The following is a 26,432-nucleotide window of genomic DNA, read 5'->3' as shown; positions in this document are numbered from 1 at the left end:
AATCATGAGCGACTTCGACGCCATCGCCTCTGCCTACATCGATCTGTGGAACGAGACGGACTCCAACGCGCGCAAGAGTCGGATCGAGCAACTGTTCACCGTCGACGGCCGCTACACCGATCCCCTCGCCGACGTATCAGGCCACGACCAGATCGACGCGATGATCAATGCTGTGCAGCAACAGTTTCCGGGAATGGTCTTCACGCTCGCAGGCCCCGTCGATGCACACCATCAGCAGGCTCGATTCGGCTGGACACTGGGACCGGCCGGGTCCGAATCCCTGATCGACGGTTTCGATGTGGTCGAGCGTAACGACGACGGCCGGGTAACCCTCGTTCTCGGCTTCCTCGATAAAGTTCCGTCTGCGTGAACGATGCCGCACCGGCGGCGCCTTGCCGGGGCGCTGTCGGTGGCGTGTGCAATGATTTTTGTCGATGAACGCACACGAATGCACTTGGTCCACACCGGTTCCTGAACCCGAGGGTGCGGAATACGGCGCGCATACCCTGACAGTCAACGGGGCGAGCGCGGTGTTTCGAATCGCTAAAACCACGCCCACCAAGCTCGGCCAGTTCGTGACACTGTGGCGTCGTTCCGACGCCGGGCCCATCCGCCCGTTCGATACCAGCGACGGCGTCGAGATATTCATCGTACGGGTCAGCGACGGAGAACAGTTCGGGCACTTCATCTTTCCCGTCGGCTCTCTCGTGAAGCACGGCGTGGTGTCCACAAATTTTGTGGGCGGTAAGCGTGCCATCCGCGTGTACCCGCCGTGGGTCACCACTACCAGCGCCCAAGCATCAAGAACGCAAAAATGGCAGGTCGAGCACTTCACACCAGCTGATACGTCGCGATGATGACTCCCGTTGTGGTGGAGACACTTTCGGTCAGGGTGAACTGAGCCAGGGCTGACCCGTCGGGAAACAACTTTCGTCCCGTCCCGAGCACCAACGGATGAATGAGCAGTATGTAGGTGTCGATGAGGCGGCGGCGCGCCAACGCCGAAATCAGTTCCCCACTACCGAGAATCACCACATTCGGGCCGGGAGCTTCCTTCAAAGCCGCGACCGTATCGCCCGCGTCGCCGTACAGGAGGGTGGAGTTCTTCCACGGCAACGGTTCCGTCAAGGTGCGTGACGCAACGTACTTACGGGTGTTGTCGAGTACCTCGGTAAACGGATTGTCGTTCTGGAACGGCCAATACGATGCAAACTGCTCGTAGGTGCGACGCCCGAAAAGCAGATCCGATTTCGCGGCGATACCCTCCCCCATTTTTCGGGCCATCACCAGATCGCTGAACGGCGCTGCCCAGCCGCCATGTTCGAAGCCGCAGCGACGGTCCTCTTCGGGTCCGCCGGGCGCTTGCATCACGCCGTCGAGAGTCACGCTGTTGGTCACAGACAGATTTCTCATACTTCGATCCTGCGCCACCTCGACCCGCCGCGCCAGGAAACGGAAACGGGCGGCCTCCCTCGGCAAGAGGAAGGCCGCCCGGATTACACCTACGGCTAGGAGCCGATCAGACGTGCTGCCAGGTAGCTTTCGACCTGATCGAGTGCGACGCGTTCCTGTGCCATGGAATCGCGCTCACGCACGGTGACGGCATGGTCTTCGAGGGTGTCGAAGTCGACCGTGATGCAGAACGGCGTACCGATCTCGTCCTGGCGACGGTAACGACGACCGATAGCACCGGCGTCGTCGAATTCGACGTTCCAGTTCTGACGCAGCTGCGCCGCAAGGTCTTTCGCCTTCGGCGTGAGGTCAGCGTTACGCGAGAGCGGCAACACTGCAGCCTTGACCGGAGCCAGACGGCGGTCCAGACGCAGCACGGTGCGCTTGTCGACGCCGCCCTTGGCGTTGGGTGCCTCGTCCTCGGTGTACGCGTCGACCAGGAAGGCCATCAGCGAACGGGTGAGGCCGGCTGCGGGCTCGATGACGTACGGCGTGTAGCGCTCGCCGGTCGTCTGGTCGTAGTAGTTCAGATCCGTGCCCGAGTGCTTGGAGTGCGTCGAGAGATCGAAGTCGGTGCGGTTGGCAATGCCTTCGAGTTCGCCCCATTCGCTGCCCTGGAAGTGGAAGCGGTACTCGATGTCGGTTGTGCCCTTGGAGTAGTGCGAAAGCTTCTCCTGCGCATGCTTGTACAGACGCAGGTTCTCCGGGTTGATGCCCAGGCCGGTGTACCAGTCCATGCGGTAGTCGATCCAGTACTGGTGCCATTCGTCGTCTTCACCGGGCTTGACGAAGAATTCCATCTCCATCTGCTCGAACTCGCGGGTGCGGAAGATGAAGTTGCCGGGCGTGATCTCGTTGCGGAAGCTCTTGCCGATCTGGCCGATGCCGAAAGGCGGCTTCTTGCGCGACGTGGTCAGTACGTTTGCGAAGTTCACGAAGATGCCCTGCGCGGTTTCGGGACGCAGGTAATGCATGCCCTCTTCCGTCTCGACGGGGCCGAGGTGCGTCTTGAGCATCATGTTGAAGTCACGCGGTTCGGTCCACTGACCGATGGTGCCGCAATCGGGACAACCGACGAGGTCCATCGTGACGTCGTCCGGGTTGTCCATCTTCTTCTTTGCCGCGTACGCCTCCTGCAGGTGATCCTGACGGTGACGCTTGTGGCAGTTCAGGCACTCGACCAGCGGGTCGTTGAAGACACCGACGTGACCGGAAGCGACCCACACCTCGCGGGGCAGGATGACGGAGGAGTCGAGGCCGACGACGTCTTCGCGGCTGGTGACCATGTTGCGCCACCACTGACGCTTGATGTTGTCCTTGAGCTCGACACCCAATGGGCCGTAGTCCCATGCGGACTTTGTACCGCCGTAGATCTCACCGCACGGGTAGACCAGGCCCCGCCGCTTGGCGAGATTGACGACGGCTTCGATCTTGGACTTCGGTGCCACTGGATTGCTCTCCATCTGGGTAATAGATGCACGGTTTTCCTGCGCTTTTTGCCTACCTAGACTAACTGGCCGCAGAACTGGCCCTCGCGCCACGGTTGACATGCGTACTTATGCATATCAAAATGAATGTGATTTGCAATAGTGTGGTCTGATGGCCACACCGGAACGTCGTGACAGATCCCTCGAAGGAGCCTCGCTGTGAGCATTGCGGATACCGGCGATCTCCACAACACCAAGGATCATCCCGATCTCGGACACCCACACAGTCCCTTCGACGCCATCCCGCCGGCGGTAGTCCCCCCGAAGGAAACCCTGGCTGCAGCAGGCGAGATCCTGCGCGCCCTCGCCGCCCCCGTGCGCATCGCCATCGTGCTCCAGCTCCAGGAATCGCAGCGCTGTGTTCATGAACTCGTAGGCGCACTCGGCGTTACTCAACCGCTCATCAGTCAGCATCTCCGCGTCCTCAAAGCTGCCGGAGTAGTCCGCGGCGAGCGGCATGGCCGTGAAGTTCTCTACCGACTAGCCGACGACCACCTTGCTCACATCGTCGTCGATGCCGTCGCTCACGCAGAAGAAGGATGATCACCACCACCATGACCAACATCGGACCGACAGCAGTCAAGCGCAGCTCTGCCACCGTCGGCATTCGCTCCACCAAGCAGCGCAGCGCGATCTCCGCTCTGCTCGACGACATCGACGAGTTCAAGTCGGCCCAGGAGCTTCACGACGAACTGCGTAAGCGCGGTGAGGGCATCGGACTGACCACCGTCTACCGAACTCTGCAAGCCCTTTCCGACGCCGGAACCATCGACGTTTTGCGTACCGACAGCGGTGAATCCGTTTATCGCCGTTGCTCTTCCGGCCATCACCACCATTTGGTCTGCCGCACCTGCGGGTTCACCGTGGAGGTCGAGGGCCCGATCGTCGAGCAGTGGTCACAGACCATCGCCGACGACAACGGTTTCACCGACGTCAGTCACACAGTCGAGATTTTCGGTACCTGCCGCGACTGCGCTGCTGCCCTTTAAGGAAGTAGTCCCTGCCGGGCTGTGTCGGCTCCGGTGAGCGCCAACAGCAGCATCGTGGTGAGTGCCTCGTCGGCCAACCCGGCTGCCGGAAAGGTATAGCGCAGAATCACATCGGCCAGGCTGCCATGCGCGAAGACGGCAATCGAACCGAACTGGATGGTGCGATTGCGCTCGGCCACCTTGCGATGCAGCGCAGCGCTGACGGGGCGATCCCACGCCAGTACACAGGTCATCGACAAAACATCGAGGCCTTCGGAAAGATTCATCGCCTGGACGGAGCACAAGGCACCGGAGTACTGGAAACCCAGTGAGCCGTCGTCGGCTACGTCGACGGTCACAAAATGCGACAGCGCTTCGGCAGCACGTTCTTGTAATCGCGCGGCATTGTCGGTTGTCTCGGTCATGTCTTCACCTGTCATTTCACGCTCTGTCATTTCACGCCACCGAATCGGCGGTCGCGGGATGCGTATTCAACACACGCAGCCCAGAGGTCACGGCGGTCGAAATCCGGGAAGAGCTTGTCCTGGTACACCATTTCGGCGTAAGCGGACTGCCAGATCAAGAAGTTCGACGTCCGCTGCTCCCCCGACGGACGCAGGAACAAATCGACGTCGGGCATGTCGGGTTCGTCGAGATACTTGGCAACTGTTGCCTCGGTGATCTTTTCGGGATTAATCTGTCCGGCGGCGACGCGTCGAGCGATTTCCTTGACTGCATCGGCGATTTCGGCTCGTCCGCCGTAGTTGACGCACATCGTCAGGTTCATCACCGTGTTGTTTTTGGTGAGTTCTTCGGCGATTTCGAGTTCCTTGATGACGCTCGCCCACAACCGCGGCTTCCGGCCGGCCCAGCGGACCCGCACGCCCATCTCGTTCATCTCATCGCGTCGGCGACGGATGACGTCACGGTTGAAGCCCATGAGGAAACGCACCTCGTCGGGGCTTCGCTTCCAGTTCTCGGTGGAGAAGGCGTATGCGGAGAGCCACTCGACGCCCATTTCGATGCACCCGTTGACGGAGTCCATCAGGACGGCTTCACCGCGCTCGTGACCGGCGGTTCGCGGTAGTCCGCGTTCTTGCGCCCAGCGCCCGTTGCCGTCCATCACCAGCGCGATGTGGCGCGGGATCAGTTCGGTTTGCAGGATCGGCGGTGTGGCTCCGGAGGGATGGGGGTCCGGGGGCCGGATCACCCGATCTGCGGAGGAGTCAGGCAGAGTGCGCGGTTCGCGTCGTCGAATCACGCGTTCCATCCTGCCCCACTGCCGCGGCAACCTCGACTGCCGCATGCGGCCTGGATCGTTCGATGAGCGGTAACGTGCGCAATTGCCGCTCGAGATGCCATTGCAAATGCGCTGCGACAAGGCCACTGGCCTGGGTTCGCAGCGACATCGGGGCCTCGTCGGTCCCCTCCCATTCACCGCGTACGAGCGCGTCCATGAGATCAAGAACACCGGGCGACGGCGTCGCCGAACCTGGTGGTCGGCAGTACGTGCAGACTGCTCCACCGGCCGCGACGTGGAACGCACGGTGCGGACCCGGAGCCGAACACTTGGCACATTCTTCGAGGGCGGGCGCCCACCCGGCGTAGCCCATGGCTCGGAGTAAGAAAGCATCGAGAACAAACTCGACGGGACGACCCTGCTCGGCTATCGCCCGCAAGGCGCCGACAGTAAGTCGCTGAAGTTGAGGCGCCGGCGCACGTTCTTCGCCGGCCAACCGCTCCGCAGTCTCGAGGATCGCGCATGCCGTGGTGTAGCGGCTGTAATCGTCGACGATGTCGGTGGCAAAAGCGTCGACCGTCTGTACCTGCGTGATGATGTCCAGGTTTCTACCCGGCAATAGTTGGACGTCGACGTGGGCAAAGGGCTCGAGCCTGGCACCGAACTTGGAGGTGGTTCTACGGACACCTTTTGCCACGGCACGCACCAACCCGAACTGGTTGGTGAGCAACGTGACGATGTGGTCAGCTTCGCCCAGCTTATGCAGGCGTAGCACCACCGCTGTGTCTCGATACAACCTCACCGAACCAGTGTCCCACGTTGCACCGACGCGGCGTCGCAAACTTAGCTGCGCGCATGCCTGCAGCTGTGCCGCTGGCCGGCCGCGAAAATTTGGACCGACAGGTCCGCGCCTATTTGCTGACACAAAATCGCGAGCAGTGCGCGTGACACGCGAAGTGGTGGGGGCCGAGCGGCCCTCACACTTCGGTGAATCCGGGGTCAGGACTTGCTGGACCGGGACCTACTGCACCGTCCCGATCACAGATCGGGCAAACTGCCGAGGTCGACGCTGATCAGCAGGATGCCGGGCAGGATGTCCATCGAGCCGAGGAGGACGTGGATCTGGGGTTGCAAGGCGTCGATAATGTTGGTGATCGATCCCATCGAAAGCTCCTTCGTATAGGTTCTCCTTATCGGCGAACCTTGTGCGGTGGCGCATAGCGTCACGCGAAAGATATCAACACGAGGGCCGCGACGGGGGTGAATCACTATCAACTACCTGGCCCTGAAGGGCCAGGTTGACTGCTCAAGGGACACATCACAAGCAGCGCTTGCGACACGATCTCCGTAGTTGCAGCGCCGCCACCTGTCCCCCTAGGCGACTCGCACCTTCTCCGAGCGCCTCGGTTCGCCGCGATACCGGGCCATGTCGCCGGCAATACCCAGCTTTCTCCACGCCCGCCTCGACACAGGATTCATCAATCCGAGTTCGTCTGCCAGCGTGCGCATTTCACCAAAGTAGTTACCCAGAATTCGACGCGACTGCGGACTGCTCCAGAACGCTTCTCTTATCACCGACTCGGGAATGTCGAACTTCTTCGCGAATTCCTTTGGCGGTGACATTATTTCGCCGGACAGCCACCGCATGGCACCGGGAAAGGCAACGGACGTCATCGCTCGACCGAACGGACTCAGCGCTGGAACACGCTGGCGCAGAAAATCGTGAGCAAAGGAGATGTGCCGCGCCTCTTCGGCAATGTGAATCTCCATGGTGCGCAGCATGACCGGCACCGTATCCTTACCTTCACGGATAAGGTCTTTCTGAAAATGGTCGATAGGCTCTTCACCGGCAAGGATGCCAATAAAGAAGATGACCGGGAACTTGGCGCCAAGCAACCCCACAAACGGTGACAAACGCCGGAATAACGGACGCATCCCCGGCACGTCGACGTCCACCCGATTCACGAATTCCTGGAACATCTGGATGTGATTGCACTCTTCGGTCATCTCGTGAAGGCAGTACCGAAACTCGGGAGATTGGTTGGGTAGTGCCATGATGTACTGCAGCATCCCGCGGATCAGGATGCTCTCGAATGCCGAGCCCACCTTGGTTACATTCGCCTGGCGCCACTTTCCCATCGCGATACGACGTTCCAGCGGTTGATCCTGATACCAACGGGTGGCGCCGAGTGGATCCGACACCGCCGAGAGCACCCAGCGCGGATCATTCGGGTCTATCGCGAATTCCGTTGAATCCCAGTCAATATCGAGGTAGGGATCGAACCGCTTGTGAACGGAACCATCGGAGAGTGTTGCGAGCAACTCGCGGTAAGGCTGATCCATTTCAATAGACGTTGACCGAACCATCGGTGTCTCCTCAAGGCGCCTGTTCGTCGATCGCGATCAACGAACTCGATTGCGCCTAAACTTAGTGTGACACCGCGTCTCATGCAACCCCTGTAGTCAACTTAGTTCGACCCGGCACCGTCAAGCCCTGTCGCTGTGTGCGCTTCGTGGTTCGGCGGGACGTTGTACAGAGCGGCACCGGCTGTCACGCCGGCTCCCACTGTTACAAGAATTATCCGTGTTCCCGCAGACCGTCGGGGTTCGTCCCTCTCCAAACCTGCGATCAGTGCAGCGGTATGTATGTGCTCGTCTTCGGCAACGGTGACGCCTGAGCTTGGTATCCCCAGCTTTGTTGCCAATGCCGAACGAAAGCCTGGGCAGGCGGGAGCGGCCACGATGGAATCGACCGCCGCCAGATCGAGTTCCGCCTGCTTCAGACAGGCAGCTACTGCTTCGTAGCCTGCTGCGGCGTAGTCGTCGTCGAGTGAATTGGACTCGTTGAAACGCAGAATGTTTCGGTTGTCGGCTTGGCTGACCGTTGCCCGGAAAGAATCACCACCGTCGAGATTATTCAGCCACTGCACTGGGCCGAGCCCGTACTCATCGTCGGTCCAACGACACAACGCGGCTCCCCCGACTGCCGAAAACGGAAACCGCTCACTTAGCCGATGTCCCGGGTCCGCATCACTGGCAACGACGAGGGCACGTTCGATCACGTGAGAGCGAAGGAATCCGTCGACAATCTGCAGTGCGGTCAGGACACCACAGGTACCGTTCGCAATATCGAAGGAGAACGTGCCGTGCTCGCCGGTGTGCGGGTCCTCCGGATGCGCCCCGATGTCGTCTTGGATCAGCGCAGCGAGGGCCGGCTCACCAAGGTTGCGGTCACGATACAGGCCGGCGTTCAGGAGCAGATCCAAGTCGTCCGGGCGGCATCCGGCCTGTTCGAGGCAAGACTTCGCCGCCGCTACCGCAAGGTGAAGTGCACTGTGCCGACTCAGCCATCCAGCCCGAGTGACGTACAGCTGCTCAATGATCGTTCCCATAGCGCGCCACCAGTTCTTCGTCGATTTCCACCAGGACTACCCCGATCTCCAACCCGGAGGCCAAAGAGATCAACGCAACGGTCTCTCCCGGCTTGATATGGCCTGCCTCGAGTTCTTCGACCAACGCCACCGTGTGGGTTGTCGAAGCCGTGTTCCCGTATCGATCGACGGTTATGACCGCGTCGTGCCGCGGACTATCGCCGAACGACGCCTCCATCTGCGCCATACCCTTCTTGATTGCCCGCGCCGAAGTTTGATGGGTGATCACATGGTCAATGTCGTGGATCGACAGCCCGAGCGTGTCGAGTACCTCGTGCAACAGCAACGGAGTGTCGGCGATAGCGGCCTTCTGAATGGCTCGCGAATTGGTGAACATGCGAGCACCCGGCGCATTGCCCTTCGGGTAAGCCAGGCACAACCGGCTGTAGTCGGCGACAGTCGTAAATCCCGCGAGCCGGATCCCCGCCGCACCGGCGGGCGCACGTTCGAGGACGAGCGCCGCGCCCGCATCGCCCAAGGTGAGGGAAGCTAACTCTTTGCTCATGATGTTGTGAATATGCTTCGCGGCATTCTGACCGAGCTGCGAGATGTACTCACCGCTGACGACCAGCGCCCGCTCGATCAAGCCCTGACGAATCCAGTTGTTGGCCACCATCACACCGGTGAGCATCCCAGCGCAAGCATTCGACAAATCGAAAGTCATAGCCTTGTCGGCCCCGAGAGCCTGCGCAACGCCACTACTCATTGTCGGCTCGAGCCACTGAGTGAGGCCGCCACGAAACTTGGTGATGCTGCAGCTGATCACCACGTTTATCGACTCGGCGGCACAACCCGACCGTCGCAATGCATCCTGCGCGGCTGCAATCCCAAGTGTGTAGGAATCCTCGTCGCCCACACTGACCCGACGCTCGTGGATTCCAGTCAGTCGTTCGAGGTCGACATGAGTTTCGTGGCGTGTTGTTGCCATCAAATCCTCGGTCGTGAGTCGTGTGACGGGAAAATGCCGACCTGCCCCGGCCACCCGCGTTCGATACGGCTCTCGTGTGTCGTCGCATTCCGCGTCCGTCACCAGCCAGCGTTTGACCATTTCACTCGATTCCTCACTCTGGGAATTAGTTCATTCGCGGCGAATTAGTCAGGGGGACGGCTCTGTTCGTAAAACAGTCAGGCGGCTCCTGTACTCGGCCTCGTCGATCTCCCCACGCGCGTAACGCTCAGCAAGAAGTTGCTCGGCGCTGTGATGCGGCGGCGGAAAACTTGCCGACGGACTGCTTCCGGACGACCTACTTCCAGACTCCGCGGGTCCGTGTCCGGCATAGCGAATCAGCAGAAAAATCCCCAAGATCAGCAGGCCCCAGAACAGGGCCATACCAACGAACATCAGTACGTAACCCCAACCCCAACTACCGGAATAATGGTCGTACATCACAACGGGCCTCCAAGTTCTCCATGCGGCCGTGCGCACTCCCTCGAAGGGGCGTCTCACGCGTCTTCCCTCAGGATGCGCTGTTCCCCGACACATCCACAGGGTCTTTCTGCTCGACTTCCACGAGCAAAAAAGTGTCATCCGTCCTGCCGCAAGTCCTTGTCTTAGGGCACTTCTGCTCCATCTGCCCCAATAGCCCCAACCGTGGAATCCTGCCGGTTTCCGGAGTGTTTCAGAGAAGTAACAGGGTGGTAATCAGCGACCCCCGGTTGAATGAGAAGTGCACATTATGACGAATCTCCCCGAGTTCGAGGGGTTGCTTCCGACCGACCTTCCACCGACGGTCCGTCGCGATGTTTCGACGGTCCGTCGCGACGCTTCAGCCGTGATTCCCACTGTTTCCACGCCACGTGTCATGCTGGTCGACCCGCGGTTCGGGCAGCTGGCCGGGCAATTCTTTCGCCTCTTCGAACGCCCTTCCAGCGGCGGTGGAGCATTGGCGGTCTATCTCGGCGGGGAGCCCGTCGTCGATATCTGGGCAGGGTGGTCGACTCGGGATACCCGCTGGCTACCCGACACCGTGTCTGTGTCCTTCTCCACCGGAAAGGGTGTTGCCAGTACGGTTTTGCACCGTGTCGTGGAACGTGGGCTGATCGATTACGACACACCGGTCGCCGAGTATTGGCCGGAGTTCGCAAGTGCAGGCAAGGAAACTGTGACGGTGCGGCAACTGTTGACCCACCAGGCCGGGTTGCATCGTGTACGCGGCCTGGTTCCGGGCCGATTGGCGCTGCTCGATCACGACAGCATCGTCGGCGCCCTCGCATTGGCCACACCGGACCGTCGCCGCCTCACCACACCCGGTTATCACGCAGTCACATTCGGTTCGCTGGTCGCCGAACTGACAACTCGCGCAACTGGTTCATCGTTTACCGACCTGGTCCGTACAGAGATCGCGGATCCTCTCGGAATTCCGGAATTCTGGTTCCAGGTGCCCGAGGACGAACGCCATCGCATCGCAAAGTTGTTCCCCCGCATCAATCAGTTCAAGGTTCCGTGGGACACCGCTTCCTTCGCGTTGACCCGGTTGCCTGCGCTCAGGAATATCGCGGATGCCGGCATGCCGACGGGGTTCGACCAGTTGGTCCGCAATCCCTCGATCCACGATTACGTCATGCCCGGCTGGAACGGCGTTTTCAGTGCTCGCGCCCTTGCCCGAATGTACGCAGCACTTGCCAACCAGGGAATGGTGGGAGGAAACAGATTCCTGAGTGAAGAGACCCTGGAACAGATGGGCGAGGTACAGACCACGGCGCGCGACTATGTGCTCGGAATCCGCATGAACTGGCGACTCGGCTATCACTCGGCCTTTGTTGCCAGCCGAAATTCGTCGCTGCAGGCCTTCGGACACTACGGGCTTGGTGGATCCGGGGCATTCGCGGACCCTGAGACCTGCTTGTCGGTGGCATTCGTGACCAACCGAATGGGCGGTGCCCTCACTCCGTTTGCCGACCTGAGGTTGGCCAAATTGGGCGCCCAGGCGGAATCGATCGCCCGCAGACTGTGAACGTGCAAGGCTGAACAAGCAACGGAAGGTGAGCGGTTGGCCCCCACCAACCCTGTGCCAAAGGTGAACGGCCATTTAGCGTAGTCAGTACGCACAGCTTTGCCACAGACTCCACGAACTAGGAGTAGCAATGAGCGTGATCATCGAAGTTCACAAGTTGGTGAAGACGTTCGGACGAACTCGGGCGTTGGACGAGCTCGAACTCACCGTCGACGAAGGGCAGGTACACGGATTCCTCGGGCCTAACGGTGCTGGTAAATCGACCACACTCCGTGTCTTGCTCGGCAGCCTGCATCCGGACAGCGGCGAGGCCACCGTTTTCGGACGCAACCCGTGGCGAGATGCCGTCGAACTGCACCGCGACATGGCTTATGTCCCCGGCGACGTGACACTGTGGCCGTCGTTGTCGGGTGGGGAAACAATCGATCTCCTGGCGCGAATGCGAGGCGGGTTGGACAGCGCCCGCAAGAAAGAGCTGATCGAGCGTTTCGACCTTGATCCGCGCAAGAAGGGCCGCGCGTATTCCAAGGGCAATCGCCAGAAGGTCACGCTGATCTCGGCGCTCTCCTCGAATGCCCGACTGCTCCTCCTCGACGAACCGACTTCCGGCCTGGACCCTTTGATGGAAAAGGTCTTTCGCGAGTGCGTCGTCGAAGCCAGCAGTCGCGGCGTGACGGTCTTGCTGTCCAGCCACATACTGTCCGAAGTGGAGGCGCTCTGCGAACGCGTCACCATCATCCGGTCGGGGCGAACTATCGAATCCGGAACACTCGAGTCGATGAGACATCTCAGTCGCACCTCCATCACAGCCGAACTCCTTGGTGACCCTGGCGATCTCAGCCGAATCAACGGCGTGGAAGACATCCAACTCGATGGATCGATGCTGCATTGTCAGGTCGACAGCGAGAATCTCGGAACACTGATCCGTGTTCTCGGAGATACCGGTGTTCGCAGTCTCATCAGTGCGCCGCCCACTCTCGAGGAACTCTTCCTGCGCCACTACGGGATCAACGACGCGACGTCGACGTCACCCGACCGAGTGGAGGAGGTGAAGGCATGAGCACCCCCACGATCTCTCGCCCACAGTTCAGCGAGCACGAGCCAGTCTCGAACTCGAATTTCACAGGAACCCTTCACTTCTTGCGCTTGTACCTCCGCCGAGATCGAATTGCACTCCCCCTGTGGATTCTGATCTTCGCGTCTGCGCCCGGACTGTACGTTGCCAGCATCTCCGGCATCTATACTTCCCCAGAACAACTCGCCATGTTCGCGGCAACAACCGCGGCAAGTCCGGCCGAGATCGCGATGTACGGCCCGATCTTCAACTCCAGCCTGGGCTCTGTCGGAGTCTGGAAGGCCGGAATCTACTCCACACTGATCGCAATTGCAGTGATCCTCACGGTCATTCGTCATACACGCGCCGAAGAGGAGAACGGCCGAACCGAACTTCTCGATTCCACCTCCGTCGGACGATACTCGAGCCTGACTGCCGCACTGATTGTCGCCGGCACCGCGTCTATTGTCACCGGAATCCTCTGTACTGCATCACTTCTCACTCACAATCTCCCAAGCGCAGGATCCATTGCATTCGGCGCCGCACTCGCCGGTTCCGGCCTGGTTTTCACTGGTGTTGCAGCCGTCGCGGCGCAACTGAGTCCCAGCGCCCGAGTCGCTCGTGGAATCGCGATGTCGGTACTCGGCCTCGCCTTCGCACTGCGGGCCATCGGCGACGCGGGATCGGGAACACTCTCATGGTTCTCACCGTTGGGCTGGGCCCTGCAGATCCGCGCCTATGCCGACGAACGTTGGTGGGTCCTGGTACCCACAGTCGTCACAGCCGTCGCGCTTACCTGGGTTGCCTACTTACTCCTGCGCCGACGCGACGTCGGCAGTGGACTGATTGCCGAACGAGAAGGTCCGGCGGTCGCATCAGCCGGTCTCACAGGAACTCTCGGCCTGGCGTGGCGCATGCACCGCGGCACACTTGCGGCCTGGACGATCGGACTGGGGTTCTACGGCCTACTCATCGGCAGCGCCGCCAAGAGCGTCAGCGGACAGATCGGAGACAGCCAGGCCATCCGCGACATCATCATACGTATGGGTGGATCTCAATCGCTCGAGAAATCGTTCATCGGCTACGCATTTGTCATGCTCGGGATAGCTGCTGCGGCCTTCACCGTCTCGGCGTCGATGCGCCTGTACTCCGAAGAAACCGCCCAGCGTCTCGAACCCGTGACAGCCGGCACGGTAAGCCGAATCCGCTGGGCTTCCAGTCACATCGTGTTTGCGCTGCTCGGCCCCGCGATCGCGCTCTTGGTCGCCGGAGTCGCGGCGGGAGTGACCTACGGAATCGCCATCGGCGATGTGGGAAGCGCTTTGCCCTCTGCGCTCGGTGCTGCGGTTGTTCAACTGCCGGCAGTCTGGGTTCTCACCGGTGTCACTGTCCTGCTGTTCGGGATGATCCCCAGATTCACGCCCGTCGCGTGGGGAGTTCTCGTGGGATTCCTCTTCATCTTCATGGTCGGCTCACTCGCGCAACTTCCCCAGTGGGTACTCGACCTCGAACCGTTCACTCACGCCCCGAAACTCCCCGGCGCACCATTCGAGGCCATGCCGCTCGTGTGGTTGACACTCATCGCAGCGGCACTGATTGCGACAGGTCTAACCGCTTTCCGACGGCGGGACCTGCGCTGACGAGTCAGCATGCCACCGTCACTGCGACGTCGATTCCCGGCGGACCTACGGCCAACACTGCACGGAATCCATCGGAAACCGATGCGATCAGCGCCGGCAGATCGGGAACTGCACCCGCATCGGCGTTGATTCCGACACACACATGCGTGGTGTACGACATCAACGTCACGTTGAATGCTGAACCGAGAGTAGGACTGAACGCCCACTGCCGGGTGATCTCCGCGCCGGCAAGATACAGCGGAGTCGTGGAACCGACCACGTCCGAGGCGACAAAATCCATGTGCTTGAGCATGTTGCCCGTCACCGCAACCGGCAGCAGATTCAGCATCGCGGCCAGGTGGGGCGAAAGCGGAATTGCAGGTTCATTCCGCCAGCTCTCTACGGTGGCGTGGACCCGGTGCATCAGCGGATCCGGATCCGAGATATCGAGCGGTAGCGCAAATCTTGCCAACGAAATGCGGTTGCCGCCCAACGGGTCTCGATCGGTGCGCAAACTTATCGGCAAGGTCACCATCAGCTCCGGCGGTACAGCACCGCAGCGTCGATGGTACTCAGCCATTCCGAGAAGAACAGCAGCCAAGAACGCATCGTTGATCGAGCACTGTGTAGCTGTCGCGGCAGCGGCAAGGGCCGCAACCGGAAGTTCGAGCACGCCGAAACTACGACGCGCACTACGCTCAGTCATCACCGGCGACAATGTGGTTGTCGCCGGTCGCACCATACGTGATGTCGAACCCAGGATTCGGGCGGCGCCGCGGACGGTATCGACAGGATGGCGCAATGTACGCGCACCCGCTCGGACAGCAGACCCCGCGGCAGACCCAACCGAGTGTGCCACAGCATTCGCGCCCGTCAGACGATCGATAGGCGTCACCGCGGTCGGCGCGGACAGACTCGATGTGCCGACTCTTGACATGCCTTCCCTTGTCTCGTCAGTGATTTCACGTGTCAGTTGCATTCCACCGACACCGTCGGTCAGAGAGTGATGGACCTTGACCACCAGCGCCGCGGCGCCGTCGGCCAGTCCGTCGAGCACTGTGAACTCCCAGAGCGGACGATCCTTGTCGAAGGCGGCCATCCCGGTGATGCGAGCGAATTCCAGAACCTCGTTCCAAGTACCTGGCTCCGGCAGTGTCATCCGACGCAGGTGCCAACTGAGGTCGAAGTCGCGATCGTCCACCCATCGAGGCGGAGTCCAAGGAAACGAACTCGCAACGGCTCGACACTTGAACATCGGTACCGCGTCGATGGCGCGGTGCATGACATCGACCAATCGACCTTGGTCAGGAACCTTGTCCAACAGCACAATTGAGACGATTGTCGAGCGAAGGATCGGATCCTCCTCCATCCGCCACGACATCAGATCCGTCTGCGTCATCGATCGCACGTCCACTGCGCTCATCACCACTCGATTCCCTTGTCGCCACCCACCCTCAGGGCTGTAGCCGTATCTCGTCCACTCCCGGCACCGACGATGCAAGTGCAATGACAACTCCTCGCTGTGGGTCATCCTCGGACACACCGCTGATAGTGAGTGTTCCATCGGCAAACTCCACCGCCCACAGATCCGGCCCACCGTAGAGGTCAAGTCGATGCCGTACTTCGTCGACAATGCGATCAGGGTCCAGCGCCAAGACCCCGATCAGGTCCTGGCGCGTCACGATTCCGATGACATCCCCCTCATGGACGATCGGCACCGCGCGCAAGCCGGAGCGGAGCATCGCGGAGGCGACAGCGTTGATCTCCGCATCTGCAGTCATCGCAATCACAGGCTTGGTCATGACATCCGCGACCGAGTCGACGCCGGAAGCGGGCTGATCATTCTGCGACAAGTCTTGAAACCTACTCCGGAGAAGGTCACCCTCCGAAACGATCCCGACAAGGTGCTTCTGTTCGTCGATCACGGGAAGCACCGAAAATCCCGACCGTGAAATCACCAGTAGACATTCGTCGGTACCGGTCGCCTGATCGATCGTCGTCACAGGACTACTCATGATGTGTCGTGCAAGCATGCCGATTCTCCTTTGGCTGCCCGGTTGAGGCAGCCGACATCGAAGGACTGATGTATCCAGCGTGACAAACTCCTATCCCGCGACGGAAGGGCCATGGGCACCGTGCGTGTACCGGTAATCGACCCCGAGTGCAGTGACTTCCGCCTCTGTCGACTCGACACGCATCAGAGTTCGCTGAACACTGTCGGCCGCGATCCGGTGAGCGGCCCCACTCGGATCGGGAGAGCCCATGAAGACGAGTCGTTCAACCGCCACGCATCCAGTCGCCGCATACCGGTGGGTTGTACCGATCGATGCCGTCGGACCCGACGATGCACCCACTATCGGCGGCAAAGCCGCCAACCTCGGCGAGTTGATTCGGTCGAAATTCCCGGTTCCGCCGGCATTCGTGATCAACACTGCGGGCTATCTCGATGCAATGGATGCTTCCGGACTTCGAGAAACGCTGAAAAAGGGACCTCTGCCACGCACCGACAGCACCGAGGACGCAGTCTGCGCCGCCGTCGTCCCCGACGCGATGCGCGCGGAGATTATCGACGCTTATCGTGAACTGGGGCCTTCGACCACACGCGTCGCCGTCCGTTCGTCCGCGCCGGCCGAAGACGCGGCCGACACGTCGTATGCCGGCATTCACGAGAGCTTCACAAACGTCTCCGGAGACGAGAATCTGATCGATGCGGTCCGAAAGTGCTGGGCATCGCTGTGGTCGGATCGGGCGTTGACATACCGCAGTCTCCAAGGGGTACACGAAGAACCGTCGTTGGCAGTTGTTGTCCAATGCATGGTCGAGGCCAACCAGTCGGGTGTCGTGTTCACGGCCGACCCCCGCACCGGCGCGAGGGATCGCATCGTGATCGAAGCTGCGACCGGCCTGGGTGAAGTGGTCGTGGGAGGACAGGTGGAACCAGACACATACGTGGTGTCGAAACCGGATTTGTCGGTACTCGATGTGCATATCGGTTCACAATCCTTCGCGATCACACTGTCCGACGGTACTGAGCAATCGTCGGAAATCCCTCTGCTGCAACGCGAACAACAGATCCTGACCGAAGATCAGATCCACCGACTCGCGGTACTCGCTGCAGCGGTAGAAGAGCACTATCAGCGGCCTCAGGACCTCGAATTCGCCTACAGCGGAGAGCAACTGTGGCTTGTCCAAACACGCCCGATCACTACGCTCGGACAGCACGCAGAAACAGAACCGCCTGACTCGCAATCAGATGGTTCGAGTGCACAGATCCTGGCGCACGGATTGGGCGCCGGACCGGGAAAAGCCACCGGCAGGGTACGGGTCCTACGTTCAGTAGCGGACGGCCGCAATCTCGTTGACGGTGAAATTCTCGTGGCACCGATGACCCGACCGGACTGGCTGCCAGTTCTCCGGCGCGCTGCCGCAATTGTCACCGACGGCGGCGGCATCACGTGCCACGCCGCCATCGTCGGCCGCGAGCTCGGTCGACCCGTTATCGTCGGAACGCGCACGGCAACAACAGATCTTGTCGACGGAATGCTGATCACTGTCGACGGCACCGCGGGAACGGTCAGGGAAGCGGATGCGGCGACTGCCGTCACTACGAGCGCACCGACGACCCCAACTGCACCTTCGGCGGCGTCGACCCGCGGACCGACCACGGCAACATCCGTCTACGTCAACCTGGCAACACCGGAAGCTGCAGAAAGAGTGGCCGCCACGGAGGTCGACGGTGTCGGTCTACTTCGGGCGGAGTTCCTGATCATGGACGCCCTCGAAGGCCTACATCCCCACACGATGATTGCGCGTGGCCTGCATGAGAAGTACGTAACCGAAATGTCTTCGGCTCTCTCGCGCATCGCGGCCGCGTTCGGCTCACGGCCCGTTATTTATCGCGCAATTGACCTACGTACCAACGAATTTGCGCACCTCGAAGGAGGCGAAGTCGAACCACACGAAGACAATCCGATGATCGGCTACCGCGGATGTTTCCGCTACATCCGGGAACCTGAATTGTTTGCACTCGATCTCGATGTCATCGCCGAAACCCGAAAGCGCTACCCCAACGTGCATCTCATGATTCCGTTCGTTCGGACCGGCTGGGAACTGTCCCAGTGCCTGGCACAGTTGGATGCCCATCCCCTCGGGTCAGATCATCGGATGCTGCGATGGGTCATGGCCGAGATACCTTCGGTGGCGTATTGGATTCCCCGTTACGCGGCAATGGGAATCGACGGAGTATCCATCGGCACCAATGACCTCACGCAATTGGTTCTCGGCGTAGACCGAGATTCGGAGATCTGCAAGGACCTCTTCGACACCATGGATCCTGCGGTCCTCGACGCCATCGACACGATCATCGAACGTGCCACCGCTGCCGGTATGACTACCTCACTCTGCGGCCAAGCGGTATCCACGGATCCTGCACTGGCGGAACACCTTGTGAGACAAGGGATCACGTCTGTCTCCGTCACTCCCGATGCGGCCGATACGACTCGGCGCGCAATTGCGGTAGCCGAGCGACGAATTCTTCTCGGTCAGGCTCGCGCCGGGTAAACGTGCCGCCCAGAAACCGCCGTCATGCCAGTACCTCTTGAGGGCACTTGTCGAACGCTGTTTTCATTGCCGCACCAAAGCGTTCTGGATCGTCGATCAGCCAACTGTGGGCTCCCGGAACCGTGATCACGGGCGAATCCGTCAACACCGATCGCATCGATTGGAAACTGGCCGCAGGAATGATCCGATCGTCGAGGCCCCAGAGCAGTGCGATCGGCACCCTCCGCAGCACGAGTTGCTCGAGTTCAGCGGTGAAATCAGCGGTCCGCGCCAGATGGCCGACACGCCAGAACGCACCGGGATTGCCGAGAACGTTGGATATGGCGCAGTCTGCAATGGTCGCTGTCATCCCCAGGACCGACCGGACAGCGAACGCCTCACCGACGGCGGCGGCGCCCCATTTCCACAACGGTCGCTCGTGTATCGGTCGTGCAACGTTGTCATCGGTCGACCAGGCACCGCCGCCCACTGCATTGACCAGCACGAGCTGCGACACTCGGCTCGAGAACTCGTGTGCGGCCGCGATCGCGACACCACCACCGAACGAATGCCCGACGATGGTGACCGGCTCGTGGATGCCGACCGAATCGAGGTAACGCTCCAGCCAGTGCGCGTAGCCGACAAAATTCCGCTCGCCCGGTGGTAGTTCGGCGGTACCGCCGAATCCGGGAAGCGCCGGCGCGAATACCCGCCTGCCATGCGTCGCCAGTTGACGCAGCGCGTGATCATAGGACCGTGGAGTCAAACCCCATCCATGAAGGAACACCACCGGAGGACCCTGCCCAACCGCACCGTAGGACACGGTTCCGACTCCGGTAACCACCTGATGCCACGCAACGCGGCCGGCTCGGCGAAGATCGTGTTCTGACATAGGTGGGCATTCCTCGAAATAGCAGTGACTGGACTGAGTCACAGCCTTTCGCAGATACCGGCGCGAGACGACGGCCGAACTACCTGGGACATACCTGTTTTTCGGCTCACAGAGTTGGAATGACCCGGGTCAGGACGGGAATACTCCCAGGTCAGGCAGTTCTTGTATCCGTGCGTAGTACATCTCGACGTCGGCAGGTTTACATGCCGCAGTACCCGGCGTCTGCAGCATTGCAGCCCCCGCCGCAATACCGAACTGCACCGCTTCCACCAGCGAACGGTTGTGCACGAGCGAATACACGATGCCCGCAACCATGCTGTCACCGGCGCCGACCCCACTGATCGACGCAATATCCACCGATGGGATGTATTCGCAGATGTCAGCCGTGACCACTAGTGCGCCGTCGGCACCGAGCGAGACGACCACCACTTCGGACACGCCGCGTTCGACGATGCTTCTCGCCGCAGCCGCTTGTTCCGACTTCGTCTCGAGAGGCCGGTCAACCCATTCACGGAGCTCTCGGATACTCGGTTTGACGAGGTAGACGCCTCGCTGCAACGCGCGCAGCGCACCGCCGGAGGTGTCCACAACCAGTTGCGCCCCGGTGTCGGTGAGCAGGTCGGCGAGCCGCTGACAGAAATCGCAACCGACTCCTGGTGGCAGGCTGCCACTCACGACGATAAAGCGGGATCCTGTTGCGAATTCGCTCACCCGTGCGAGACACGAATCCACCTCGGCATCCGTCAGCGTCGGCCCCGGCAGTACAAAACGGTATTGCTGACCCGTCGAGATGTCGTCGACGGTAAAACTCTCGCGGGTAGAGCCGGAAATCGGCTCGGCAGAAAATCGCACCTGTTCGCCACTGAGCAGATCCGCTATCGCCCGTCCGCAGTGTCCACCCGATGGAAAGACCGCTGTCGCGTCTTCCCCGAGCGAATGCAGAACTCGGGCGACGTTCAATCCGCCGCCTCCAGGGTCACGACGGGGAGCAGTGCAGCGCATCTTGTCTGTCGCACGCACCGCGGGCGCACTGGTCGAGATATCGAGCGCCGGATTCATCGTCACCGTCACAACACGAGAGCTATTCTGCCACATGTAGTTTCACCTCGAGGTGAAGTGTGGATCCGTCACGACGGAGTGAATGTGCCCAGCCTCGTTCACGAATGACCTGAAGCATAGGTGCGTTCTCCCCCATCACCTCGGCCACCATACATCGCGCACCGAATCGGTAAGCCTGAGCCTCGAGCCGATCCAAGATCAAGGTACCGATTCCGTGCAACCGCTCGTCTTGCGCTACTACGAGGGCGAACTCCACGGTGGTCGGTGAAACCCCGTCCAACACGGCGAAGCTTCCGACACCCACCAATTCTTCGCCGATGAACGCGCCCAGAGCGCATCGCCGATCGTTGCACTCGCATAACTGGCCGGAAAAGGCGGTGAGCTGTTTCGGCTGCGGCCCGAACCACCGCATGTACGAATCGTGCTGGTCGAGGCGCGCATGCAGCCGCTGCACCGCATCGGCGTCTCTTGCTCCGAGGCACCGAACTGTTGTCGTGCCGATTCCGCTGCCCGTCACGGCCATCGATCATCACCTGATTCGGCTGGAGGGATACCTCCCGATTGAACCGTGGCATCGCCGGTAGTGGGCAGAGCCTTTTGTCATCGAATATCATCCTTCGCCCCTACCCCGCCGGCAGCTCATGCGCGAAGCTGGATCGTGGAGGAATACGGATGTCGCCCGCAAGGAGGATCCATGACCGGTGCCGGATTACCCACCGACCTCACGCACGATCACGTTGTCATAGACCGAGCCGGGCTCGACAATCTGATCTCGGTGTTGTGTGCCGAGGGCTATCGCGTCATCGGCCCGACTGTCCGCGACAGCGCGATCGTCCTGGACACTCTCGAGTCCGGTGACCAATTGCCGGCGGGATGGGGTGTCGATACCGGCCCGGGCCGGTATCGACTGAGTAAGAGAGCAGATTCTGCCGTCTTCGGTCACTCCGCCGGGCCGCAATCCTGGAAGCAGTACCTCCACCCGTCGCGTCAACAACTCTGGAGCGAATCCAAGGACGGCACATTCCACGCACCGCCGACCGAACCGGTGAAATACGCATTTCTCGGCGTACGTGCATGCGACCTCGCAGCGATCGGAATACTCGAGACAGTGCTTTCCGCAGGTGGAAAGTCCGCGACAAGTCTTTTCGAGAATCTGTTCGTGATCGCAGCAAATTGCACGGAACCCGGCGGGGTGTGTTTCTGTGCGTCGATGAATACCGGCCCGGAGGCAAAAACCGGGTACGACCTGTGTCTGACCGAAAGAATCGACAACGACGGCCACCGATTCGTCACCGGAGTGGGCACCGCGGAAGGATCCCGGATACTCGCACTGGTCCGTCCCAGACAAGCGACGGACGAGGAAACTGCCGAGGCAGCCCACGCTGTCGCCGAAGCAGCACACCATATGGGCCGCGAAATGCCCGACGTCGATCTTCGCGGCATGCTCCGCGACGCACGGGACGCCGATGTCTGGGAGGATGTCGCATCACGGTGCTTGACGTGCGGAAACTGCACGATGGTGTGCCCGACGTGCTTCTGCACAACTACCGAGGACGTCTCCGATCTCACGGGTGACAATGTCGAGCGCTGGCAGCACTGGTCGTCATGTTTCGACCTGGACTACTCACAACTGCACGGTGGTGCGGTGCGTGTCAGTGGCGAGAGCCGGTATCGACAGTGGATTTCTCACAAGCTGGGCACCTGGCACGACCAATTCGGCTCGTCCGGCTGCGTCGGTTGCGGTCGATGCATCGACTGGTGTCCGGTGGGTATCGACATCACGGCGGAAGCGGCCCGCCTCACTGGTGCCTTGAATGTAGAACCCGACATCGATGCTGGTGGTCACTGATGAACGATCACGCCGGCGAGCACTGTCCGAGAGAAATCGAAGCTCTGGCCGACGATCAACGCCATAGACTCGCGGCCATCTCGCACGAGGTTCAGTTCGCGACCGGTACCGTGATGTTCCGCGAAGGCGAACACGCTGACAGGTGTTGGTTTCTTCGGTCGGGCAGGATTGCGCTCACCACCAGGATTCCCGGACGCGGTGAGGAAACTGTCGAAACACTTTCTGTCGGTGAGATTCTGGGCGTTTCCTGGTTCCGCCCACCTCGACAGTGGCAGTGGACAGCGACTGCGGTCACTTCCGTGACAGCAGCCGAGGTCGATGCCACCATGTTGCAGTCCGTCGCCGAGAACGATCCGGATCTCGGACGGGCGATCTACTCGACCCTGGCGAACACACTCCTCCATCGATTGCAGGCTACGCGCGCACGCCTGCTCGATCTCTATTCACGCGAACATGTTCCGTGATCGACTCGTCCCGACGCCGTGCAAGGTTGTCGCCCGCCGGGACGAGAACAGCGATACCTCGACCCTGACCCTCGCCGCACCGGCGCAGTGGTTTCCCGGGTTCCGCTCCGGCCAGTTCATGATGGTCTATGCGCGGGGAGTGGGCGAGATTCCACTCTCGATCAGTGGAGACTCGGCTCACGCCGATCACACTGTGGTCCATACCGTTCGGGCTGTCGGTGCCGTCAGCCGCGCGTTGCGCGATGCCTCTGTCGGAGACGTAGTCGGTGTACGAGGACCTTTCGGAAAGGGATGGGATCTGGATTCCGCGAAGGACGATCTGATCGTCGTCGCGGGAGGCGTCGGCTTGGCGGCAGTACGTTCCGCAGTCCTGGAGGCACAGTCCTGCGGTCGATTTCGTCGAGTTGTCCTCAGCGTGGGCGCTCGCCGACCGTCCGATCTCCTGTACCGCCCCGATCTCGACGCATGGAGTCAGGGAGACCTGGTCGACCTCGAGTTATCCGTCGACGTGGCGGAACCTGACTGGCCGGGCCATGTCGGCTTTGTCACGCAGTCCCTAAACCGCCTCGTTGTCGAGCCCGGACGCACGACGGTACTGCTGTGCGGCCCCGAGCTGATGATGCGGATGTCAGCTCGTACCATGCTCGGCAAAGGCGTTGAGCGCGAGAATATTCGAGTCTCGCTGGAACGGAACATGCAGTGTGGGACCGGGCTCTGCGGGCATTGCCAACTCGGCGAACTTCTACTCTGTCGGGACGGTCCGGTAGTCGACTACGGCGTGGCCGAGCCACTCCTCGCAGTGAAGGAGTTGTGATGAGCACACTCACCCTGGCGGTCTGGAAGTTCGCATCCTGCGACGGATGTCAGCTGACGCTGCTCGACTGTGAGGACGAATTACTCACTTTGGCCGACGCCGTTCACATCTCGCATTTCCTCGAGATGTCGAGCGCGGTGGAAAGTGGGCCCTACGACCTCTCTCTGGTCGAGGGGTCGATCACCACCGCTGCCGATGTCGAACGCATACACATGATCCGGGACAACTCCCGGTACCTGGTGACGATCGGCGCCTGCGCGACTTCTGGTGGGATACAGGCTCTCCGGAACTTCGCGGACATTTCCGAGTTCATGTCCGTGGTCTACGCAAGTCCCGAATACATCGATACTCTCGCTACGTCCACACCGATTGCCGCCCATGTCCCGGTCGATTTCGAACTCCGAGGCTGCCCGATCGATCGTCGGCAACTCCTCGAGGTGATCTCGTCGTACCTGGTGGGACGCAAGCCGAACATCCCGGACACCAGCGTCTGCGCCGAATGCAAGCGACGTGGTCTCACCTGCGTCATGGTCGCTGACGGCACACCCTGCTTGGGGCCGGTTACCCATTCCGGCTGCGGCGCACTGTGTCCCGCACATTCGCGGGGTTGCTACGGATGCTTCGGCCCGTCGTCCGATCCGAATTTGACTGCAATGTCCGGGTGGCTGCGAACCTGCGGGATGACCGACGAGGGTATCGAGCGGGTCTTCTCGACGTTCAACGTCGCCTCCCCCGAGTTCGACGGGATCAGGCGAGATGGACAGTGAAACCACCCGGCTGACACTGGGTTCCCTCGCCCGTGTCGAAGGGGAAGGCCGTCTGGCATTCACTGTCCGACACGGCCGCGTCGAAGCCGCAGAGTTGAACATCTACGAACCCCCACGGTTCTTCGAATCATTTCTCCGGGGCCGCGATTTCCGCGAGCCTCCCGACATCACCTCCAGGATTTGCGGAATCTGTCCTGTCGCTTATCAAGTCAGCGCCTGCAACGCGATCGAGCAGGCCTGCGGCGCGCACCTCACCCAACCGATTCTCGATCTGCGACGACTCCTCTATTGCGGCGAGTGGATCGCCAGTCACACCCTGCATATCTACCTGCTGCATGCGCCTGATTTCCTGGGAGCCGCCGATGCCATCGAACTCGCCCGAATCGCGCGTCCCGACGTCGAACGTGGGCTCGCCTTGAAGAAGGCGGGAAACGCGATTCTCGAATTGATCGGTGGCCGATCGATTCACCCGGTCAACGTTCGCCTCGGCGGCTTCTATCGAGCGCCGACGCCGACTGAACTGGAGCCCCTCGCCGAACAATTGCGCACGGCGCTCGACGACGCTCTCGCGACGGTGCGGTGGGTGTCTCACTTCGAATTCCCCGATGCCCAGATAGATTCCGAACTACTCGCACTAGCTCTGGCTCAGCCGGGACGCTACGCGATCGAAAACGGCATGTTGACAACCACATCCGGATTGTCTTTCACACCCGAGGAATTCTCCGATCACGTCGAGGAACGTCAGGTTCCCTATTCGACCGCGCTGCACGCGCACCTCGACGGTCATGCCTATCTCACCGGGCCATTGGCGCGGTACAGCCTCCACTCCGCCGAACTGTCGGACACCGCTCGTCAAGCTGCCACCGAGGCGGGCTTGGGAACAGTGTGCCGCAACCCGTTTCAGAGCATTGTGGTGCGTGCCGTCGAAACAGTTTTCGCGGTGGACGAGGCGCTACGCCTGATACGCGAGTACCAACACCCGGATCGCCCGTACGTCGACACCTCGCCCCGTGCCGCAACCGGGTACGGCGTCAGTGAAGCCCCGCGAGGCATGCTGTACCACCGCTACCAACTCGATTCCGAAGGCCGAATCCTACGCGCGACAATCATTCCGCCCACCTCCCAGAACCAGGCAGCAATCGAGAACGACCTCCGCAGCACCCTCTCCGCGAACCTGAGACTGACAGACACTGAGCTGACAGGACTGTGCGAACGGACCATCCGGAACTACGACCCCTGCATCTCCTGTGCCACTCATTTTCTCGACCTGACAATCGACCGCGGATGACTGTCACGGTGGTCGGAACCGGGAATGAATTCCGCCAAGACGACGGCGTCGGACCCGTTGTGACACAAGCAATACAACTCAGGAACCCGGCCGGCATGAACGTGGTGATCCAGAACGGCGAGGCTTCGACACTACTGGATACGTGGGCGGGGTCGGAGTTGGTGATCATCGTCGATGCTGTTGTCCGGAATCCGTCCGCCGGTACGGCACATCCTGGGAAGATCCACCGAATCACAGACCGGTCGGTAGAAAACTTCGGAAAACTCACCAGCTCACATGGACTGGGCATCATGGAGGCGCTGGCCCTGGCTGCAGCACTCGGCCGACAACCACGCCACCTGGTGATCTACACGGTCGAGGCGCAAGACACCGGCTACGGTGTCGGACTGTCACCCACCGTTGCAGCTTCCGTCCCCCTTGTCGTCTCCGCGATCCTGGCCGACGTCAGGGACTTTTGTCATCGAATACCTCCCTTTGCCTCTACTCCTGGACACCTGATCCGCGGAGAATGAAACAGGAAGGACGCCAGGGCTCACGTGACATCGTGCGGCCGTT

General features: G+C 60.9%; 29 protein-coding genes. 14 read left to right on the top strand and 15 right to left on the bottom strand.

The features are described from left to right. Positions 1–4 precede the first annotated feature (4 nt). A complete protein-coding gene (locus MTX36_RS07980) occupies positions 5–370 on the top strand; it encodes a nuclear transport factor 2 family protein (RefSeq protein WP_243619181.1) in 366 nt (121 codons plus the stop codon). Positions 371–434: 64 nt separating this feature from the next. Continuing rightward, entirely contained in the window at positions 435–857 is a 423-nt protein-coding gene (locus MTX36_RS07975) for a MepB family protein (protein WP_243619180.1), read from the top strand. Here MTX36_RS07975 and MTX36_RS07970 read toward each other — a convergent pair. After that, the gene (locus MTX36_RS07970) at positions 832–1,413 is read right to left on the bottom strand and encodes a dihydrofolate reductase family protein (RefSeq protein ID WP_243619179.1); all 582 of its coding nucleotides are present in this window, start codon (positions 1,411–1,413) and stop codon (positions 832–834) included. The two genes, MTX36_RS07975 and MTX36_RS07970, sit on opposite strands and share 26 nt — an antisense overlap. Before the next feature lie 95 nt (positions 1,414–1,508). Continuing rightward, the gene (locus MTX36_RS07965; protein WP_094275123.1) at positions 1,509–2,900 is read right to left on the bottom strand and encodes a glycine--tRNA ligase; all 1,392 of its coding nucleotides are present in this window, start codon (positions 2,898–2,900) and stop codon (positions 1,509–1,511) included. Positions 2,901–3,098: 198 nt separating this feature from the next. Between MTX36_RS07965 and MTX36_RS07960 the strand changes: the two genes are divergently transcribed. Both MTX36_RS07960 and MTX36_RS07955 read left to right on the top strand, forming a co-directional pair. Then, a complete protein-coding gene (locus MTX36_RS07960; RefSeq protein WP_094273811.1) occupies positions 3,099–3,482 on the top strand; it encodes a helix-turn-helix transcriptional regulator in 384 nt (127 codons plus the stop codon). Continuing rightward, positions 3,479–3,928 carry a Fur family transcriptional regulator gene (locus tag MTX36_RS07955; protein ID WP_279394302.1) on the top strand — a complete coding sequence of 150 codons (450 nt, stop codon included), beginning with the start codon at positions 3,479–3,481 and terminating at the stop codon, positions 3,926–3,928. The genes MTX36_RS07960 and MTX36_RS07955 overlap by 4 nt, the downstream gene beginning before the upstream one ends. Here MTX36_RS07955 and MTX36_RS07950 read toward each other — a convergent pair. From MTX36_RS07950 to MTX36_RS07920, 8 genes are all read right to left on the bottom strand, one after another. Beyond that, positions 3,925–4,347: a YbjN domain-containing protein gene (locus MTX36_RS07950; RefSeq protein WP_243619235.1), complete on the bottom strand. Its 423-nt coding sequence runs from the start codon at positions 4,345–4,347 to the stop codon at positions 3,925–3,927. The two genes, MTX36_RS07955 and MTX36_RS07950, sit on opposite strands and share 4 nt — an antisense overlap. An 11-nt stretch (positions 4,348–4,358) precedes the next feature. Further along, positions 4,359–5,177, bottom strand: coding sequence for an isoprenyl transferase (locus MTX36_RS07945; RefSeq protein WP_243619178.1), 819 nt, complete (start codon positions 5,175–5,177; stop codon positions 4,359–4,361). Then, positions 5,134–5,949, bottom strand: a complete 816-nt coding sequence (recO, locus tag MTX36_RS07940) for a DNA repair protein RecO (RefSeq protein WP_243619177.1) — start codon at positions 5,947–5,949, stop codon at positions 5,134–5,136. Before recO ends, MTX36_RS07945 begins: the two co-directional genes overlap by 44 nt. Before the next feature lie 236 nt (positions 5,950–6,185). Further along, positions 6,186–6,311, bottom strand: coding sequence for a hypothetical protein (locus tag MTX36_RS29795; protein ID WP_279394300.1), 126 nt, complete (start codon positions 6,309–6,311; stop codon positions 6,186–6,188). A gap of 210 nt (positions 6,312–6,521) precedes the next feature. Further along, positions 6,522–7,514: a diiron oxygenase gene (locus MTX36_RS07935; protein WP_243619176.1), complete on the bottom strand. Its 993-nt coding sequence runs from the start codon at positions 7,512–7,514 to the stop codon at positions 6,522–6,524. A 101-nt stretch (positions 7,515–7,615) separates the two neighbouring features. Next, entirely contained in the window at positions 7,616–8,539 is a 924-nt protein-coding gene (locus tag MTX36_RS07930) for a 3-oxoacyl-ACP synthase (protein WP_243619175.1), read from the bottom strand. After that, positions 8,523–9,626 carry a 3-oxoacyl-ACP synthase III family protein gene (locus MTX36_RS07925; protein ID WP_243619174.1) on the bottom strand — a complete coding sequence of 368 codons (1,104 nt, stop codon included), beginning with the start codon at positions 9,624–9,626 and terminating at the stop codon, positions 8,523–8,525. Before MTX36_RS07925 ends, MTX36_RS07930 begins: the two co-directional genes overlap by 17 nt. A gap of 48 nt (positions 9,627–9,674) precedes the next feature. Next, positions 9,675–9,965: an SHOCT domain-containing protein gene (locus tag MTX36_RS07920; protein ID WP_094273842.1), complete on the bottom strand. Its 291-nt coding sequence runs from the start codon at positions 9,963–9,965 to the stop codon at positions 9,675–9,677. 415 nt (positions 9,966–10,380) lie between these two features. Here MTX36_RS07920 and MTX36_RS07915 point away from each other — a divergent pair, with 415 nt between their 5' ends. The 3 genes from MTX36_RS07915 to MTX36_RS07905 all read left to right on the top strand — a co-directional run bounded on the left by MTX36_RS07915 (position 10,381) and on the right by MTX36_RS07905 (position 14,226). Beyond that, positions 10,381–11,532, top strand: coding sequence for a serine hydrolase domain-containing protein (locus MTX36_RS07915; RefSeq protein ID WP_243619234.1), 1,152 nt, complete (start codon positions 10,381–10,383; stop codon positions 11,530–11,532). Positions 11,533–11,662: 130 nt separating this feature from the next. Next, positions 11,663–12,592 (top strand): ABC transporter ATP-binding protein, encoded by a 930-nt coding sequence (locus tag MTX36_RS07910; protein WP_243619173.1) that lies wholly within the window; start codon positions 11,663–11,665, stop codon positions 12,590–12,592. Continuing rightward, positions 12,589–14,226, top strand: coding sequence for an ABC transporter permease (locus MTX36_RS07905; protein WP_243619172.1), 1,638 nt, complete (start codon positions 12,589–12,591; stop codon positions 14,224–14,226). The genes MTX36_RS07910 and MTX36_RS07905 overlap by 4 nt, the downstream gene beginning before the upstream one ends. 4 nt (positions 14,227–14,230) lie before the next feature. Here MTX36_RS07905 and MTX36_RS07900 read toward each other — a convergent pair whose 3' ends face one another. Both MTX36_RS07900 and MTX36_RS07895 read right to left on the bottom strand, forming a co-directional pair. Beyond that, positions 14,231–15,628, bottom strand: a complete 1,398-nt coding sequence (locus tag MTX36_RS07900) for a wax ester/triacylglycerol synthase domain-containing protein (protein ID WP_243619171.1) — start codon at positions 15,626–15,628, stop codon at positions 14,231–14,233. A 31-nt stretch (positions 15,629–15,659) separates the two neighbouring features. Next, positions 15,660–16,238 carry an HPP family protein gene (locus MTX36_RS07895; protein ID WP_243619170.1) on the bottom strand — a complete coding sequence of 193 codons (579 nt, stop codon included), beginning with the start codon at positions 16,236–16,238 and terminating at the stop codon, positions 15,660–15,662. 229 nt (positions 16,239–16,467) lie between these two features. On the opposite strand from MTX36_RS07895, the gene ppsA reads away from it, so the two are divergent. Continuing rightward, positions 16,468–18,765 carry a phosphoenolpyruvate synthase gene (gene ppsA, locus MTX36_RS07890; protein ID WP_243619169.1) on the top strand — a complete coding sequence of 766 codons (2,298 nt, stop codon included), beginning with the start codon at positions 16,468–16,470 and terminating at the stop codon, positions 18,763–18,765. A gap of 22 nt (positions 18,766–18,787) precedes the next feature. Here the strand turns inward: ppsA and MTX36_RS07885 are convergent, their stop codons facing one another. The 3 genes from MTX36_RS07885 to MTX36_RS07875 form a co-directional block, all read right to left on the bottom strand. Next, a complete protein-coding gene (locus MTX36_RS07885; RefSeq protein WP_243619168.1) occupies positions 18,788–19,636 on the bottom strand; it encodes an alpha/beta fold hydrolase in 849 nt (282 codons plus the stop codon). A 129-nt stretch (positions 19,637–19,765) separates the two neighbouring features. After that, positions 19,766–20,731, bottom strand: coding sequence for a 1-phosphofructokinase family hexose kinase (locus MTX36_RS07880; RefSeq protein ID WP_243619167.1), 966 nt, complete (start codon positions 20,729–20,731; stop codon positions 19,766–19,768). Continuing rightward, positions 20,718–21,218, bottom strand: coding sequence for a GNAT family N-acetyltransferase (locus tag MTX36_RS07875; protein ID WP_243619166.1), 501 nt, complete (start codon positions 21,216–21,218; stop codon positions 20,718–20,720). The genes MTX36_RS07880 and MTX36_RS07875 overlap by 14 nt, the downstream gene beginning before the upstream one ends. A 171-nt stretch (positions 21,219–21,389) precedes the next feature. On the opposite strand from MTX36_RS07875, the gene MTX36_RS07870 reads away from it, so the two are divergent. From MTX36_RS07870 to MTX36_RS07845, 6 genes are read left to right on the top strand one after another with little or no spacing between them, the layout of a single operon-like run. Then, positions 21,390–22,544, top strand: a complete 1,155-nt coding sequence (locus tag MTX36_RS07870; RefSeq protein ID WP_243619165.1) for a 4Fe-4S dicluster domain-containing protein — start codon at positions 21,390–21,392, stop codon at positions 22,542–22,544. Continuing rightward, positions 22,544–23,008 carry a Crp/Fnr family transcriptional regulator gene (locus MTX36_RS07865; protein WP_243619164.1) on the top strand — a complete coding sequence of 155 codons (465 nt, stop codon included), beginning with the start codon at positions 22,544–22,546 and terminating at the stop codon, positions 23,006–23,008. The genes MTX36_RS07870 and MTX36_RS07865 overlap by 1 nt, the downstream gene beginning before the upstream one ends. Then, complete coding sequence (locus MTX36_RS07860) at positions 22,998–23,822, top strand: FAD/NAD(P)-binding protein (RefSeq protein WP_243619163.1); 825 nt, start codon at positions 22,998–23,000, stop codon at positions 23,820–23,822. Before MTX36_RS07865 ends, MTX36_RS07860 begins: the two co-directional genes overlap by 11 nt. Then, positions 23,822–24,589 carry an oxidoreductase gene (locus tag MTX36_RS07855; protein ID WP_243619162.1) on the top strand — a complete coding sequence of 256 codons (768 nt, stop codon included), beginning with the start codon at positions 23,822–23,824 and terminating at the stop codon, positions 24,587–24,589. Before MTX36_RS07860 ends, MTX36_RS07855 begins: the two co-directional genes overlap by 1 nt. Further along, the gene (locus tag MTX36_RS07850) at positions 24,579–25,877 is read left to right on the top strand and encodes a Ni/Fe hydrogenase subunit alpha (RefSeq protein ID WP_243619161.1); all 1,299 of its coding nucleotides are present in this window, start codon (positions 24,579–24,581) and stop codon (positions 25,875–25,877) included. The genes MTX36_RS07855 and MTX36_RS07850 overlap by 11 nt, the downstream gene beginning before the upstream one ends. Continuing rightward, positions 25,874–26,389 (top strand): hydrogenase maturation protease, encoded by a 516-nt coding sequence (locus MTX36_RS07845; protein WP_243619160.1) that lies wholly within the window; start codon positions 25,874–25,876, stop codon positions 26,387–26,389. The genes MTX36_RS07850 and MTX36_RS07845 overlap by 4 nt, the downstream gene beginning before the upstream one ends. Positions 26,390–26,432 lie beyond the last annotated feature (43 nt).

It is taken from the genome of Rhodococcus sp. ARC_M6, from assembly GCF_022810305.1.
In the GTDB taxonomy this organism is placed as follows: Bacteria; Actinomycetota; Actinomycetes; order Mycobacteriales; family Mycobacteriaceae; genus Rhodococcus_F.
Note: the sequence above shows the minus strand (reverse complement) of the source record. Positions and strands in the feature narration are given on the sequence as shown.